This window comes from Streptomyces sp. NPDC126503, from assembly GCF_040302405.1.
GTDB lineage: Bacteria > Actinomycetota > Actinomycetes > Streptomycetales > Streptomycetaceae > Streptomyces > Streptomyces gulbargensis.
In genome coordinates this window covers 83,331-95,900 of the sequence record NZ_JBEORS010000006.1, presented here as the reverse complement: position 1 = coordinate 95,900, position 12,570 = coordinate 83,331, and the positions used below count along the sequence as shown (strand labels likewise).

Annotated in this window: 9 protein-coding genes; 5 read left to right on the top strand and 4 right to left on the bottom strand. The window is 74.9% G+C overall.

Going from position 1 to position 12,570, the window contains the following annotated elements; translation table 11 throughout:
• Window positions 1–40: 40 nt before the first annotated feature.
• A complete protein-coding gene (locus ABTY40_RS10485) occupies window positions 41–1,627 on the bottom strand; it encodes a M1 family metallopeptidase (RefSeq protein WP_352059142.1) in 1,587 nt (528 codons plus the stop codon).
• A gap of 277 nt (window positions 1,628–1,904) precedes the next feature.
• On the opposite strand from ABTY40_RS10485, the gene ABTY40_RS10480 reads away from it, so the two are divergent.
• The 3 genes from ABTY40_RS10480 (at window position 1,905) to ABTY40_RS10470 (ending at window position 5,701) form a co-directional block, all read left to right on the top strand.
• Window positions 1,905–3,923, top strand: a complete 2,019-nt coding sequence (locus ABTY40_RS10480) for a Xaa-Pro dipeptidyl-peptidase (RefSeq protein ID WP_352059141.1) — start codon at window positions 1,905–1,907, stop codon at window positions 3,921–3,923.
• The gene (locus ABTY40_RS10475; RefSeq protein ID WP_352059140.1) at window positions 3,920–5,257 is read left to right on the top strand and encodes a M14 family metallopeptidase; all 1,338 of its coding nucleotides are present in this window, start codon (window positions 3,920–3,922) and stop codon (window positions 5,255–5,257) included. Before ABTY40_RS10480 ends, ABTY40_RS10475 begins: the two co-directional genes overlap by 4 nt.
• Before the next feature lie 138 nt (window positions 5,258–5,395).
• On the top strand, window positions 5,396–5,701 hold the full coding sequence (locus ABTY40_RS10470) for a hypothetical protein (protein WP_345283899.1): 306 nt from the start codon (window positions 5,396–5,398) through the stop codon (window positions 5,699–5,701).
• Between the two features lie 144 nt (window positions 5,702–5,845).
• On the opposite strand, the gene ABTY40_RS10465 is transcribed toward ABTY40_RS10470, so the two are convergent.
• Window positions 5,846–6,802: an NAD(P)/FAD-dependent oxidoreductase gene (locus ABTY40_RS10465; protein ID WP_352059139.1), complete on the bottom strand. Its 957-nt coding sequence runs from the start codon at window positions 6,800–6,802 to the stop codon at window positions 5,846–5,848.
• A 114-nt stretch (window positions 6,803–6,916) separates the two neighbouring features.
• Between ABTY40_RS10465 and ABTY40_RS10460 the strand changes: the two genes are divergently transcribed.
• Window positions 6,917–8,557 carry an ABC-F family ATP-binding cassette domain-containing protein gene (locus tag ABTY40_RS10460; RefSeq protein ID WP_352059138.1) on the top strand — a complete coding sequence of 547 codons (1,641 nt, stop codon included), beginning with the start codon at window positions 6,917–6,919 and terminating at the stop codon, window positions 8,555–8,557.
• 155 nt (window positions 8,558–8,712) lie between these two features.
• A complete protein-coding gene (locus tag ABTY40_RS10455; RefSeq protein ID WP_352059137.1) occupies window positions 8,713–9,117 on the top strand; it encodes a hypothetical protein in 405 nt (134 codons plus the stop codon).
• A gap of 105 nt (window positions 9,118–9,222) precedes the next feature.
• Here ABTY40_RS10455 and ABTY40_RS10450 read toward each other — a convergent pair whose 3' ends face one another.
• Together ABTY40_RS10450 and ABTY40_RS10445 are read right to left on the bottom strand one after the other, a co-directional pair.
• Window positions 9,223–11,592 (bottom strand): Tex family protein, encoded by a 2,370-nt coding sequence (locus ABTY40_RS10450; protein ID WP_352059136.1) that lies wholly within the window; start codon window positions 11,590–11,592, stop codon window positions 9,223–9,225.
• Between the two features lie 109 nt (window positions 11,593–11,701).
• Complete coding sequence (locus ABTY40_RS10445) at window positions 11,702–12,568, bottom strand: SCO6745 family protein (protein ID WP_352059135.1); 867 nt, start codon at window positions 12,566–12,568, stop codon at window positions 11,702–11,704.
• Between the last annotated feature and the right edge of the window lie 2 nt (window positions 12,569–12,570).

The following is a 12,570-nucleotide window of genomic DNA, read 5'->3' as shown; positions in this document are numbered from 1 at the left end:
AAGCCGCACGGCCGGTGACCGGTCGGGACACCGCGCCGGCTCAGCGGCCCGCGCGCCCCGTCCCGTGCGCGTGATCCTCCGCCGCCCCGTGCCGGTGCCCGCCCTCGTCGCGGTGCTCGTGGATCGTGTTCGTCGCGGCGATCTTCTTCCACGACCTCGGCTCCGCCGGAGCGGCGGCCGCGGCGCCCGCCGAGCGCGCGAGGGCCGGAGCGCCCAGGCCGACCTCGGCCGCCGTCGCCTCCGAGGGCTTCGACGGCTGGTACAGCCAGGTGTCGAAGAGGCCCGCCAGCGGCTTGCCGGACACCTGCTCCGCGTAGCGGACGAAGTCCGCGACCCGGGCGTTGCCGTACGCGAACCGGGTCGGCCAGCCCTTCAGGATCGTGAAGAAGTCCTCGTCGCCGATCTCGTTGCGCAGCGCCTGGAGCGCCAGCGCGCCCCGGTCGTAGACGGCGACGTGGAACTGGTTCTCCGGGCCGGGGTCCCCCGGCCGGACCGTCCAGAACGCGTCGTCGGCCGCGCGCTGCGCGTACAGGTGGTCCGCCAGCTCCTGCGCCGTGCCCTCGCCCTCCTTCTCCGACCACAGCCACTGGCTGTACCGGGCGAAGCCCTCGTTCACCCAGATGTCCTTCCAGTCGCGGACGGACACGCTGTCGCCGTACCACTGGTGCGCCAGCTCGTGCACGACCACGGAGACGTTCGCGCCGTTCGCGAACTGGCGCGGGCTGTAGAACGGCCGGGTCTGCGTCTCCAGGGCGTAGCCGCTGGTCACGTTCGGGACGTATCCGCCCAGGGAGTTGAAGGGGTACGGCCCGAAGAGCGACTCCAGCCACTCGGCGACCTCGGCGGTCCGCTCGATCGAGGCGCGCGCGGCCCCCGCGTGGTCACCGAGGTCCTTGCTGTACGCGTTGAGGACCGGAAGGCCGTTCGCCGTGGTGTCGGTCGTGATGTCGAACTTGCCGACGGCGAGCGTGGCCAGATAGGTCGCCTGCGGCTTGTTGGAGCGCCAGGTGAACCGGGTCCGGCCGAGCCGCGAGGACTGCGACACGAGCACACCGTTGCTGATGGCCTGGGTGCCGTCCGGCACCGAGACGGAGACGTCGAAGGTGGCCTTGTCCAGCGGGTGGTCGTTGGAGGGGAACCACCAGGCGGCGGAGTCCGGCTCCTGCGCGGCCACGCCGCCGTCGGGGGTGCGGTGCCAGGCGGTCCAGCCGTCCATCTTCACCTGGGAGGGCTTCCCGGCGTACCGGACGACCACCGAGACCGCCTTGTTCTTCTCCAGCGGGACGGCCGGGGTGACCTCCAGCTCGTGGTCCCCTGAGGTGGTGAAGGCGGCGGGGCGGCCGTTCACGCGGACCTCGCTGGCCTTCAGCCCCAGATCGAGGTTGAAGCGCGACAGGTTCTGCCGGGTGGTGGCGAGGATCGTCGCCGTCCCTTCCAGCAGGTCGGTCGCGGGCTGGTACGTCAGCCGCAGGTCGTAGTGCGAGACGTCGTAACCGCCGTTGCCGCTGGCGGGGTAGTAGGAGTCGCCGATGCCCGGGGCGCCCGGGGTGAAGTCGGCCGCCGATGCCGGGATCGCCAGCAGGACGGAGGCCGCGAGGGCGCTCGGAACGATCAGTCTGCGATGCACGGGTGCTCCCCAAGTCATCAGTCACGTAAGACGCGCGGGTGGGCGTCGGTCCTTGCTCGCGACACTATTCAGCGTTCCGACGGACCGTCACGTCCAGAGGGCCCGCCGTCACAGGATCGCCATTCGGCCGACACGAACCGCCCGTTGTGCCCAGGAACACCCGTTCCGTCGGCCCCCCGTGCCGGCCCGGCCACACCCGCCCCCCGCGACACGCCCGGCCCAGCCGGCCGCCCCGGCACCCTGTCGCGCGGGAGCCGACCGGAGTACGTTCCCGCCCATGCCGATGCGAAAGCGGAGAACCCGCGGAGCCCGACTGTCCTACGGAACCCTCGCCCTCGCCGCCGCGGCCGCGCTCCTCGCGGGCGCGGTCACCCCCGCCGGGGCCCGGCCCGGGCCGGCCGTGGGCGAGTCACGGCCCGTCCACTCGTACGCCGACGCCGTCCGGGAGTCCGTCTGGGTCGACACCGGCCTCGACGGCGACGGGGACGGCCGTGCCGACCGGGTCGCCGTCGACATCGTCCGGCCCCGCGAGCCCGCCGCCGCGGGCCGCAAGGTTCCGGTCATCATGGACGCCAGCCCGTACTACGCCTGTTGCGGTCGCGGCAACGAGAGCCAGAAGAAGACCTACGACGCCGACGGCCGCCCCGTCGGCCTCCCGCTCTTCTACGACAACTACTTCGTGCCGCGCGGATACGCCTTCGCCGCCGTCGACCTCGCCGGGACCAACCGCTCCGACGGCTGCGACGACGTCGGCGGCCGTTCCGACGTGCTCTCCGCCAAAGCCGTCGTCGACTGGCTGAACGGCCGCGCCCGCGGATACACCAGCCGGACGGGCGACACCCCCGCCGACGCCACCACCTGGAGCACCGGGAACGTCGGCATGATCGGCAAGAGCTGGGACGGCACCGTCGCCAACGGGGTCGCCGCCACCGGGGTCGAAGGGCTCCGGACGATCGTGCCCATCGGCGCCATATCCTCCTGGTACGACTACTTCCACTCCCAGGGCGCCCCGCTCTACGACGCCAACCCGACCTGGCTCTCCGACTACGTCAACAGCCCGGCCGCCAGAACGCGTTGCGGGGCCGTCCAGGACCGTATCGCCGCCGCCACGCCGTACAGCGGCGACTGGACCGCTGCCTGGGACGAGCGCGACCACGTCCGCGACGCGGCCAGGGTGAAGGCGAGCGTCTTCGTCGTCCACGGGCAGCAGGACCTCAACGTCCGGGCCAACCACTTCGGCCAGTGGTGGGACGCCCTCGCCGCCCACGGCGTCGAACGGAAGATCTGGCTCTCCCAGGCGGGGCACGTCGACCCCTTCGACTTCCGCCGCGCCGACTGGGTCCGCACCCTCCACCGGTGGTTCGACCACCATCTGCTCGGCCTCGACAACGGCATCGACCGCGAACCCATGGCCGACATCGAACGCGCCCCCGACCGGTGGACCACCGACCGCCACTGGCCGCCGCGCGACGCCTCCGCCACCACCCTGCGCCCCGCCGCCGGACCGGCCGGCGGCCCCGGCGTCCTCGGCCGCGCCCCGGCGGCCCCCGGCTCCACCGCCACCTTCACCGACGACCCGTCACTGGGCGAACTCGACTGGGCGGCCCGCGTCGACAGCCGGACCCCCGAGAAGGCCGGGTTCGTCACCCGCCCCCTCTCCCGCCCGCTGCGCGTCTCCGGCGGCTCGACGGTCACCGTGACCGCCACCCCCAGCACCCCCACGGCGCACCTCTCGGCCGTCCTCGTCGACCTCGGCCCCGACACCATCCGTGACTACGCGGCCGCCGGGGAAGGCATCACGACCCTCCCCGAGCGCACCTGCTGGGGCGCGAGCACCGCCGGGGACAGTGCCTGCTACAAGGAGACCCGGGCCCGCACCACCGAGGTCGCGCACACCGTCATCAGCCGCGGCTGGGCCGACCTCGGCACCTGGGCCGACCCGCGCGCCGGGCGGCCCCTGACCCCCGGCAGGCCGTACACCCTCACCCTGAAACTGGCCGCCACCGACCACGTGGTGCCCGCGGGCCACCGGCTCGCCCTCATCGTCGCCGGCACCGACGAGGGCCTCCTCGACCCGCCGTCCACCACCCCGACCGTGACCCTGGACCTCACCCGCACCTGGGCGCGCGTTCCCTTCGCCGGCGGACCCGGCGCCTTCACGCGGGCCACCTCGGGGCCGGCGCCCACCGTGCCTCTGCCGCCCCGCGTGACCCCGCCGCCCGCCGTGTCCGCGCCGGCGACCGCCGTCCCGCCGGTCGCCGTGACCGTGCCCCGCCTCCCCGGAGCCGCCCGATGAAGCCCCGTACCGCGCACCGCCGCCACCGGCGGGCCCTCGCCCTCGTCGCCGGCGCCGCCGTCCTCGGCCTGCCACTCGTCACCGCCCCCGCCACGGCGGCCGGCGGGGCCTCCGCCGAGGCCGCCCCGCGCACCGGATTCGAGACCAGCGGGGGAGCCCGCTGGACCACCGAGGGCGAGGAGCGGGACTTCCTCGCCGCCGTCGACCGGGCGAGCGAACGGGTGTCCACGCGCACCCTCGGCACCACCGCCCAGGGCCGCCCGCTCCGGCTCGTCACCGTCGGCGCGGGTCACGCCGCGGGCCCGCCCCGGAGCGGCGGAACCACGACCGTGCTGCTCGTGTGCAGCCAGCACGGCGACGAACCCTCCGGCCGCGAGGCGTGTCTCAGCACCGTGCGCGACCTCGCGTACGCCCGGGACACCGGCACCCGCCGGCTTCTCGCCCGCACCACCGTCCTCGTCGTCCCCACCGCCAACCCCGACGGCCGGGAGGCCGACACCCGGGGCAACAGCCAGGGCGTCGACATCAACCGCGACCACCTGGCCCTGCGGACCGCCGAGGCCCGGGCCCTCGCCGCCGTCATCCGCGACCGGCGGCCCCACCTCGTGTACGACCTCCACGAGTACGGGGCCACCCCGCACTACTACGACAAGGACCTGCTCGCCCTCTGGCCGCGCAGCCTCGACGCCCACCCGCGCGTCCACGAGGAGTCCCGGACGCTCTCGGAGTCGTACGTCCGGCCCGCCGCCGCGCGCGCCGGACACACCACGGGGATCTACGGCATCTGGACCGACCCGGTCACCGGCGAGCCGGTCAAGCAGGTCGCGGGCGACGGCCAGGAACGCATCCTGCGCAACACCGCCGGCATCAAGCACTCCGCCGGCCTGCTCGTCGAGACCCGCGTCGACCCCTCCGGCACGGCCGAGGAGGGCGACGCCACCCGCGTCCGGCAGCGCCGTGTCGCCACCCAGCACGCGGCGCTCGACGGCGCCTTCGCCTACCTGGAGGAACGGCGCGGGGCGCTCGGGGCGGCCACCGCGCTCGCCCGGCACGCCGGCTTCGCCGACCGGGGCCCCGTCTTCCTCGGCGGGGCCGACAACGACCCGCCGGAGCCGGGGGAGATCCTCGCCGACCCGCCCTGCGGCTACCGTCTCGACGCCGCCCAGTACGCCCTGGCCGGCGACGAACTGGCGCTGCACGGCGTCACCGTCCACCGCGAGGGCGACGGTGCGTTCGTCCCGCTGCGTCAGTCGCAGCGCGCGCTCGTCCCGCTGCTCCTCGACGGGCGGGCTACCTATCACCTCGTCGGTGCGCGTCCTGTGGAGGAGTGTTGACGATCGCGTGACCCGGGCTCCGGAGAGCACGTTGTGGATCTTCACCGGGGTAAAGTTACCGACTGGTACTGACCATGCCTCAGAGATCCTCCGGCTCCGGCCGGAGAATCCTCGTGAACGACATTCCGGAGAACACCCATGAGGAACGCGACGCCGCTGCGCCGTGCCCTGCCCGCCCTGCTCGCCACGACGCTGCTGGCCGGGGGCCTGCTCGTCGGGCAGACCGCGGCCGCCGAACCGGCCGCCGCCGCCAAGACCATCACCTGCGACATTCCCAAGCTGCGGACGGAGGCCCGCAAGGAGCGCGACCGCGCCGCCCAGCTCAAGCGGCTCGGTGCCAAGGACGAGGCCCGCAAGGCCCTGGCCCGCTCCGAGTCCCTGGAGCGCCGCGCCCGCCAGTGCGCGGACGCGGAGGAGAACAACCGCCCGCCGCTCTGGAAGTGACGCCCGGCGGCGGTCCCGCACGGACCGCTTCCCGCCGTCACCTTCGCGAACGGCGGGCGAGGAACTGACGGGACGGGCGGCCCCGCGGAGATCTTTCGCGGGGCCGCCCGCGCCCGTCCCTCCCGTCCACCCGCGCCCCGCCGCTCACCCGCAGACCAGATCGGCCGCCCGGCGGGCGCAGCCCCAGGCGACCGTCACTCCCGCGCCCCCGTGCCCGTAGTGGTGCACCAGCCGCCCGCCGCCCGGCAGCGGCACCGTCTCGATCCGCACCCCGGCCGCCCGCGCGGGCCGCAGACCCACACGGTGGCCCAGCACCCGCGCCCCCGCGATCTCCGGCCGGACCCGGGCACAGCGCGCCACGATCGCCGCCGCCGTCGCGGGATCCGGGACGAGACCCCCCGCGCCGTCCTCGGCCGTCCCGCTGAGCACCAGACGCCCCGGCTGCGGAAAGAAGTACGTGGTCTCCCGCGACGCGGCGTCCGCCGCCGTGAACCACTCCTCGACCCCCGGGTTCTCCACCAGCACCAACTGCCCCCGCACCGGCCGCAGACCGGTGTCCGGCGCCAGCTCCCGGGCCCCCAGGCCGGTGCAGTTCACGACCACCCGCGCCCGCTGCGCCGCCTCCCCGAAACCGGTCACCGTCCGCCGCTCGAAGACCCCGCCCGCCTCCTCGAACCGCCACCGCAGCCAGGCCAGATGGACCGGCATGTCGATCAGCGGCAACCGCGCCGCGATCCCCACCGCGTACGGCCCCGGCACCTCCCCGGCCGGCAGCTGCCGCAGCCCCTCGACCTCCCGTGCCCAGCGCCCGAGCCCCTCCAGGACCGTGTCCGCGTGGACCCCCGGCACCCACCGCACCCCGGTCCTTCCGGGATCGGCCGCCAGCTCCCCGTACACCCGCAGCGACTCGACCGCCCAGGCGCCCGCCCGTGCCGCCGGCTCGATCCGGTACGGCCACCACAGCGCGCCGGCCACCGCCGACGTCGTCGCCGTCACGTCCTCCCGGGACCAGACCCGCACCCGCAGGCCGCGCTCCACCAGGGTCACCGCCGTCGTCAGACCGACGACCCCGCCCCCCACCACGATCACGTCGCTCGTCATGGCGGGGACCGTACCCGGCGGCGGCGACCGCGACCCCCGGGCGCGGAGCCCGCGGCCGGTGAGGGCCGGCGGCCCCGGAGCCGCGCCCGGCCACCGCCTAAGATGCATCCCCTGATGACTGCAACCCTCGTCGCCAAGGACCTCGCCGCCGGCCACGGCGAACGCACCCTCTTCGCCGGACTCGACCTCGTCGTCGCCCCCGGCGACGTGATCGGCCTCGTCGGCGCCAACGGCGCCGGCAAGTCCAGCCTGCTGCGGCTGCTCGCCGGACTCGACACCCCCGAGGAGGGCGAGGTGCGGCTCTCGCCGCCCACCGCCACCGTCGGTCACCTCCCGCAGGAGCCGGAGCGCCGCGAGGGCGAGAGCGTGCGCGACTTCCTCGCCCGCCGCACCGGCGTCGCCGCCGCCCAGATCGCGATGGACGAGGCCACGCAAGGGCTCGTGGACGGCACCCCGGGCGCCGACGACGCCTACGCCGTCGCCCTGGAACGCTGGCTGAACCTCGGCGGCGCCGACCTCGACGAGCGCGCCGAGGAGACCGCCGCGACCCTCGGCCTCAGCGTCGGTCTCGACCAGCCGATGACCTCGCTCTCCGGCGGCCAGGCCGCCCGCGCCGGACTCGCCTCCCTCCTGCTCTCCCGCTACGACGTCTTCCTCCTCGACGAGCCCACCAACGACCTGGACCTCGACGGCCTGGAGCGCCTGGAGGCCTTCGTGAAGGGGCTGCGCGCCGGGACCGTCGTCGTCAGCCACGACCGCGAGTTCCTCACCCGCACCGTCACCAAGGTCCTCGAACTCGACCTCGCCCAGCAGCGGATCACCCTGTACGGCGGCGGCTACGAGGCCTACCTGGAGGAGCGGGACACCGCCCGCCGGCACGCCCGCGAGGACTTCGAGGAGTACGCCGACAAGAAGGCCGCCCTCGAAGGCCGCGCCCTCATGCAGCGCAACTGGATGGACAAGGGCGTCCGCAACGCCCGCCGCAAGGCCTCCGACAACGACAAGATCGGCCGGAAACTGCGCGGCGAGGCCAGCGAGAAGCAGGCCGCCAAGGCCCGCCAGACACAGCGCATGATCGAGCGCCTGGACGTCGTCGAGGAGCCCCGCAAGGAGTGGGAGCTGCGGATGGAGATCGCCGCCGCCCCGCGCTCCGGCTCCGTCGTGGCGACCCTCCGCGACGCCGAGGTGCGCCGGGGGGACTTCCACTTCGGTCCCGCCACCCTCCAGATCGACTGGGCCGACCGGGTCGCCGTCACCGGTGCCAACGGCGCCGGCAAGTCCACCCTCCTCGCCGCGCTCCTCGGCCGTCTGCCACTCGACTCGGGCGACGCCACGCTCGGCTCGGGGGTCGTCGTCGGAGAGGTCGACCAGGCCCGCAAGCTGTTCCACGGTACGGAGACCCTGCTGGACGCCTTCTGCGCGGCCGTCCCCGACACCGAGCCCGCCGAGGTCCGTACCCTGCTCGCCAAGTTCGGCCTCAAGGCCGAACACGTGCTGCGGCCCGCCACCACCCTCTCCCCGGGCGAGCGCACCCGGGCCGCCCTGGCCCTGCTCCAGGGCCGGGGCGTCAACCTGCTCGTCCTGGACGAGCCGACCAACCACCTCGACCTGCCGGCGATCGAGCAGCTGGAATCCGCCCTCGACGGTTACACCGGCACCCTGCTCCTCGTCACCCACGACCGGCGCATGCTTGACGCGGTGCGCACCACCCGCCGCGTCGAGGTCGCCGACGGCAAGGTGACCGAACTCCGGTGACCGGCCCCCGGCGGGGGCTCACCGCCTTGCGCGGCCGGGCACCGGGCCGTGAACTGTACGCGTACGGCCGTACGCGGGGCGGGTCCGTGGCCGCCGGGCCCGGCGGCCCGACGACCGATGGCCGTCCCCGCGGACGGCACCTTCCAGGAGGCACCATGACCGACGACTCCCTCACCCGGCTCCTCGCGATGCTGGACGATCTCGACGCGGACGTCGACGCCACCATCGACCTCGCCGACGAGGTCGCCACGAACGGCGGCCCGGAGCTCCGGCCCCGCCTGGAGGCCGAGCTGTCCCGGGCGGTGGCCGAGCGCAACGGCTACGCCCGGGAGCTGCTCGGTGGGGTCCTCGCCGGCATCGCCGGACCGGCGGCCCTGCCGGTCCTCGTCCGCGCCTCCGCCGTCGACCTCGGGGACGACCAGGACGGGCTGGCCACGGAGATCGTCGACCTGGTCCAGGCCGATCCGGCCGCGGCCCGCACGCTCCTCCAGCCCCTCACCCACGACGACGACCTCACGGTCGCCCACCGCGCCGACTGGGCCCTGCGCTTCGCGCCGTGACCCCCGGCGGCGCCGTCCCCCCGCGCCCGCCCGCGACGGGTGGGGGGCCGGCGCCGGCCGGGGCTCACCTCCGGAGCCGCAGCCGGACGGGCCGGGCGGCCCCCGTCACCGCCTCCCGCGACGCTTCTCGCCGCCGCCCTCGTTCAGCAGCCCCGCCTTCCGCAAGGCATCGGCCATGGCACCGTTCGCGGGCGCCGGGGCCCCGGCGCCACCGCCGCCCCGGCGCTGCTGGGGCGGACGGCCGGTGCGCTCGGGGCGCGGGCCCCGGTCGCGGTCCCGGCGCGGCCCGCCCGCCGCGTCCGCGCCCGGCTCGTCGTCCAGACGCAGGGTGAGGGAGATCCGCTTGCGCGGGATGTCCACGTCCAGCACCTTGACCTTCACCACGTCGCCCGGCTTCACCACCTCGCGCGGGTCCTTGACGAAGTTCTTCGACATCGCGGACACGTGCACGAGCCCGTCCTGGTGCACGCCGATGTCCACGAACGCCCCGAACGCGGCCACGTTCGTCACGACACCCTCCAGGACCATCCCGGACGCCAGGTCGCCGATCTTCTCGACGCCCTCCTTGAAGGTGGCCGTCCGGAACGCGGGCCGCGGGTCGCGTCCCGGCTTCTCCAGCTCGCGCAGGATGTCCGTGACCGTCGGCAGACCGAAGGTCTCGTCCACGAAGTCGGCCGGCCGCAGCGAGCGCAGCGTCGCCGTGTCGCCGATCAGTGCCGCGACCTCGCCGCCCGTCCGCTTCGCCATCCGGCGCACCACCGGGTACGCCTCCGGGTGCACCGCCGACGCGTCCAGCGGGTCGTCACCGCCCCGGATGCGCAGGAAGCCCGCGCACTGCTCGTACGCCTTCGGGCCGAGCCGGGCCACGTCCTTGAGCGCCTTGCGCGAGCGGAAGGGGCCGTGGGCGTCCCGGTGGGCGACGATGTTCTCGGCGAGGCCCGCGCTGATGCCGGAGACCCGCGAGAGGAGCGGCGCGGAGGCGGTGTTGACGTCGACCCCGACGCCGTTCACACAGTCCTCGACCACCGCGTCCAGGGAGCGGGAGAGTTTCACCTCGGACAGGTCGTGCTGGTACTGGCCGACGCCGATCGACTTCGGGTCGATCTTCACCAGCTCGGCCAGCGGGTCCTGGAGCCGCCGGGCGATCGACACGGCGCCGCGCAGGGACACGTCCAGGCCCGGGAGTTCCTGCGAGGCGAACGCGGAGGCCGAGTAGACCGACGCGCCGGCCTCCGAGACCATCACCTTGGTCAGCTTCAGCTCCGGGTGCCTGGCGAGGAGTTCACCGGCGAGCTTGTCGGTCTCGCGGGAGGCGGTGCCGTTGCCGATGGCGATCAGCTCGACCGCGTGCTCCTTCGCGAGCCGGGCCAGCTTCGCGAGCGCCTCGTCCCACTTGTTCGCGGGGACGTGCGGGTGGATCGTGTCGGTGGCGACGACCTTCCCGGTCGCGTCCACCACCGCCACCTTCACGCCCGTACGGTAGCCGGGGTCGAGCCCGAGGGTCGCCCGGGTCCCCGCCGGGGCGGCGAGCAGCAGGTCGCGGAGGTTGGCCGCGAAGACCCGGACCGCCTCGTCCTCGGCGGCCGTCCGCAGCCGCAGCCGCAGGTCGATGCCGAGGTGGACGAGGATGCGGGTGCGCCAGGCCCAGCGGACCGTGTCGAGGAGCCACTTGTCGCCGGGCCGGCCCCGGTCGGCGACGCCGAAGCGGGACGCGACCGTCCCCTCGTACGAGGAGGGTCCGCCGGTCGGCTCCTCCGGCTCCAGCTCCAGGGCCAGCACGTCCTCCTTCTCGCCGCGCAGCATGGCGAGGACCCGGTGCGAGGGCAGCGCCGTGAACGGCTCGGCGAAGTCGAAGTAGTCGGCGAACTTCGCTCCCGCCTCCTCCTTGCCCTCCCGCACCTTCGCGACGAGCCGGCCCCGGACCCACATCCGCTCGCGCAGCTCGCCGATGAGGTCGGCGTCCTCGGAGAACGTCTCGGTGAGGATCGCCCGCGCGCCCTCCAGGGCCGCGGCCGCGTCCGCCACGCCCTTGTCCGGGTCGACGAAGGCCGCCGCGGCGGCGGCCGGCTCCACCGAGGGGTCGGCCAGCAGCCCCTGCGCGAGCGGTTCCAGACCCGCCTCGCGGGCGATCTGCGCCTTCGTGCGCCGCTTGGGCTTGAACGGCAGGTAGATGTCCTCCAGGCGCGCCTTGGTGTCGGCGCCCAGGATGCGGGCCTGGAGCTCCTCCGTCAGCTTGCCCTGCTCGCGCACCGAGTCGAGGATCGCCGCCCGCCGGTCCTCCAGTTCGCGCAGGTAGCGCAGCCGCTCCTCCAGCGTGCGCAGCTGCGCGTCGTCGAGGGTCTCGGTCGCCTCCTTGCGGTAGCGCGCGATGAACGGGACGGTCGAACCGCCGTCGAGCAGCTCGACGGCCGCCCTCACCTGCCGCTCGCGTACGCCGAGCTCCTCGGCGATCCTTGCTTCGATGGACGTCGTCACGGTGTCCCGACTCGCCTTCTCGTGCCTCCAGCTTGCGTCTGCATTCTGCCGGGTCGGTCACCCGGACGCGGTAACCGACCCGTGCCGCGCGCGCCGCGGCCGCGCCCGGTCAGCCCTTGCCGACGAGGTCGGCCGGGAAGGCGCCCGCGGCCGCCGCCGTGAACAGGAAGCCGCGCGCCAGCTCGGTGAGCCGCTCGACACCGGCCGCGCCGAGGTGCTCGTACGGGGCGGCGTCGAGCCGGTCGGTGTGCTCCTCCAGCTCCTCGCGCAGCCGCGTACCGGCCCCGGTGAGTTCGCCGTCGGCGTCCAGGAGCCCGCGTCCGCGCAGCCGCTCCACGGCCGCGTCCCAGTCGGCGCGGCCCCAGCCCCGGGAGCCGAGCACCCAGCGCGGGGACATGCCCTTGCCGGTGGCGGTGTGGGAGACCAGCGCCTCCACCGGGTCGAGTCCGGCGGAGAGCAGCGCGGCGAGGTGGCCGTCGCCCCGGTGCTCCCGCAGCAGGGTCGCGGCGTGCCAGTAGGCGAGATGCGGCTCGTCGGGCACCGGCAGGTCGGCGTGGGCGGAGTACAGCGGCCGGGCGTGCCGGGTGCAGGCCTCGGCGGCGCGCAGGGCGAGCCCGGCGGCCTCGGCCATCTCCGGGGAGGCGACGGTCTCCTCGCCGAGCAGGCGGCGCAGGGTGGCGTCGGCGGCGCGCAGCCGTGCCCCGAGGACCTCGGCGGGTGAGGCGGTCTCCCAGACGGCGGGGAGGTGCCGGGCGAGCAGTTCGTGGCGGTAGTTGTAGAAGGTGGCGGCGACCGTGCCCGCGCCGACCGCGCCGAGCGCCGCGCTGCGCGAGGCGAGCCGCATGGCGCCGGCGTCGGTGAAGCCGAGGGCGGTGAACTCGCGGTCCAGGTCGGGCGAGAAGTAGACCGTGGAGTGCAGCGGGTTGAGGGCGTTGTGGCAGCGCCGTCCGGCGCGCGGCGGCAGTTCGCTCGTCATGC

Excerpts from the sequence above, each read along its gene's own strand:
- ABTY40_RS10480 (WP_352059141.1), top strand. The coding sequence starts at position 1,905 with ATGCCGATGCGAAAGCGGAGAACCCGCGGAGCCCGACTGTCCTACGGA.
- ABTY40_RS10475 (WP_352059140.1), top strand. The coding sequence starts at position 3,920 with ATGAAGCCCCGTACCGCGCACCGCCGCCACCGGCGGGCCCTCGCCCTC.
- ABTY40_RS10470 (WP_345283899.1), top strand. The coding sequence starts at position 5,396 with ATGAGGAACGCGACGCCGCTGCGCCGTGCCCTGCCCGCCCTGCTCGCC.
- ABTY40_RS10465 (WP_352059139.1), bottom strand. The coding sequence starts at position 6,802 with ATGACGAGCGACGTGATCGTGGTGGGGGGCGGGGTCGTCGGTCTGACG.
- ABTY40_RS10460 (WP_352059138.1), top strand. The coding sequence starts at position 6,917 with ATGACTGCAACCCTCGTCGCCAAGGACCTCGCCGCCGGCCACGGCGAA.
- ABTY40_RS10455 (WP_352059137.1), top strand. The coding sequence starts at position 8,713 with ATGACCGACGACTCCCTCACCCGGCTCCTCGCGATGCTGGACGATCTC.
- ABTY40_RS10445 (WP_352059135.1), bottom strand. The coding sequence starts at position 12,568 with ATGACGAGCGAACTGCCGCCGCGCGCCGGACGGCGCTGCCACAACGCC.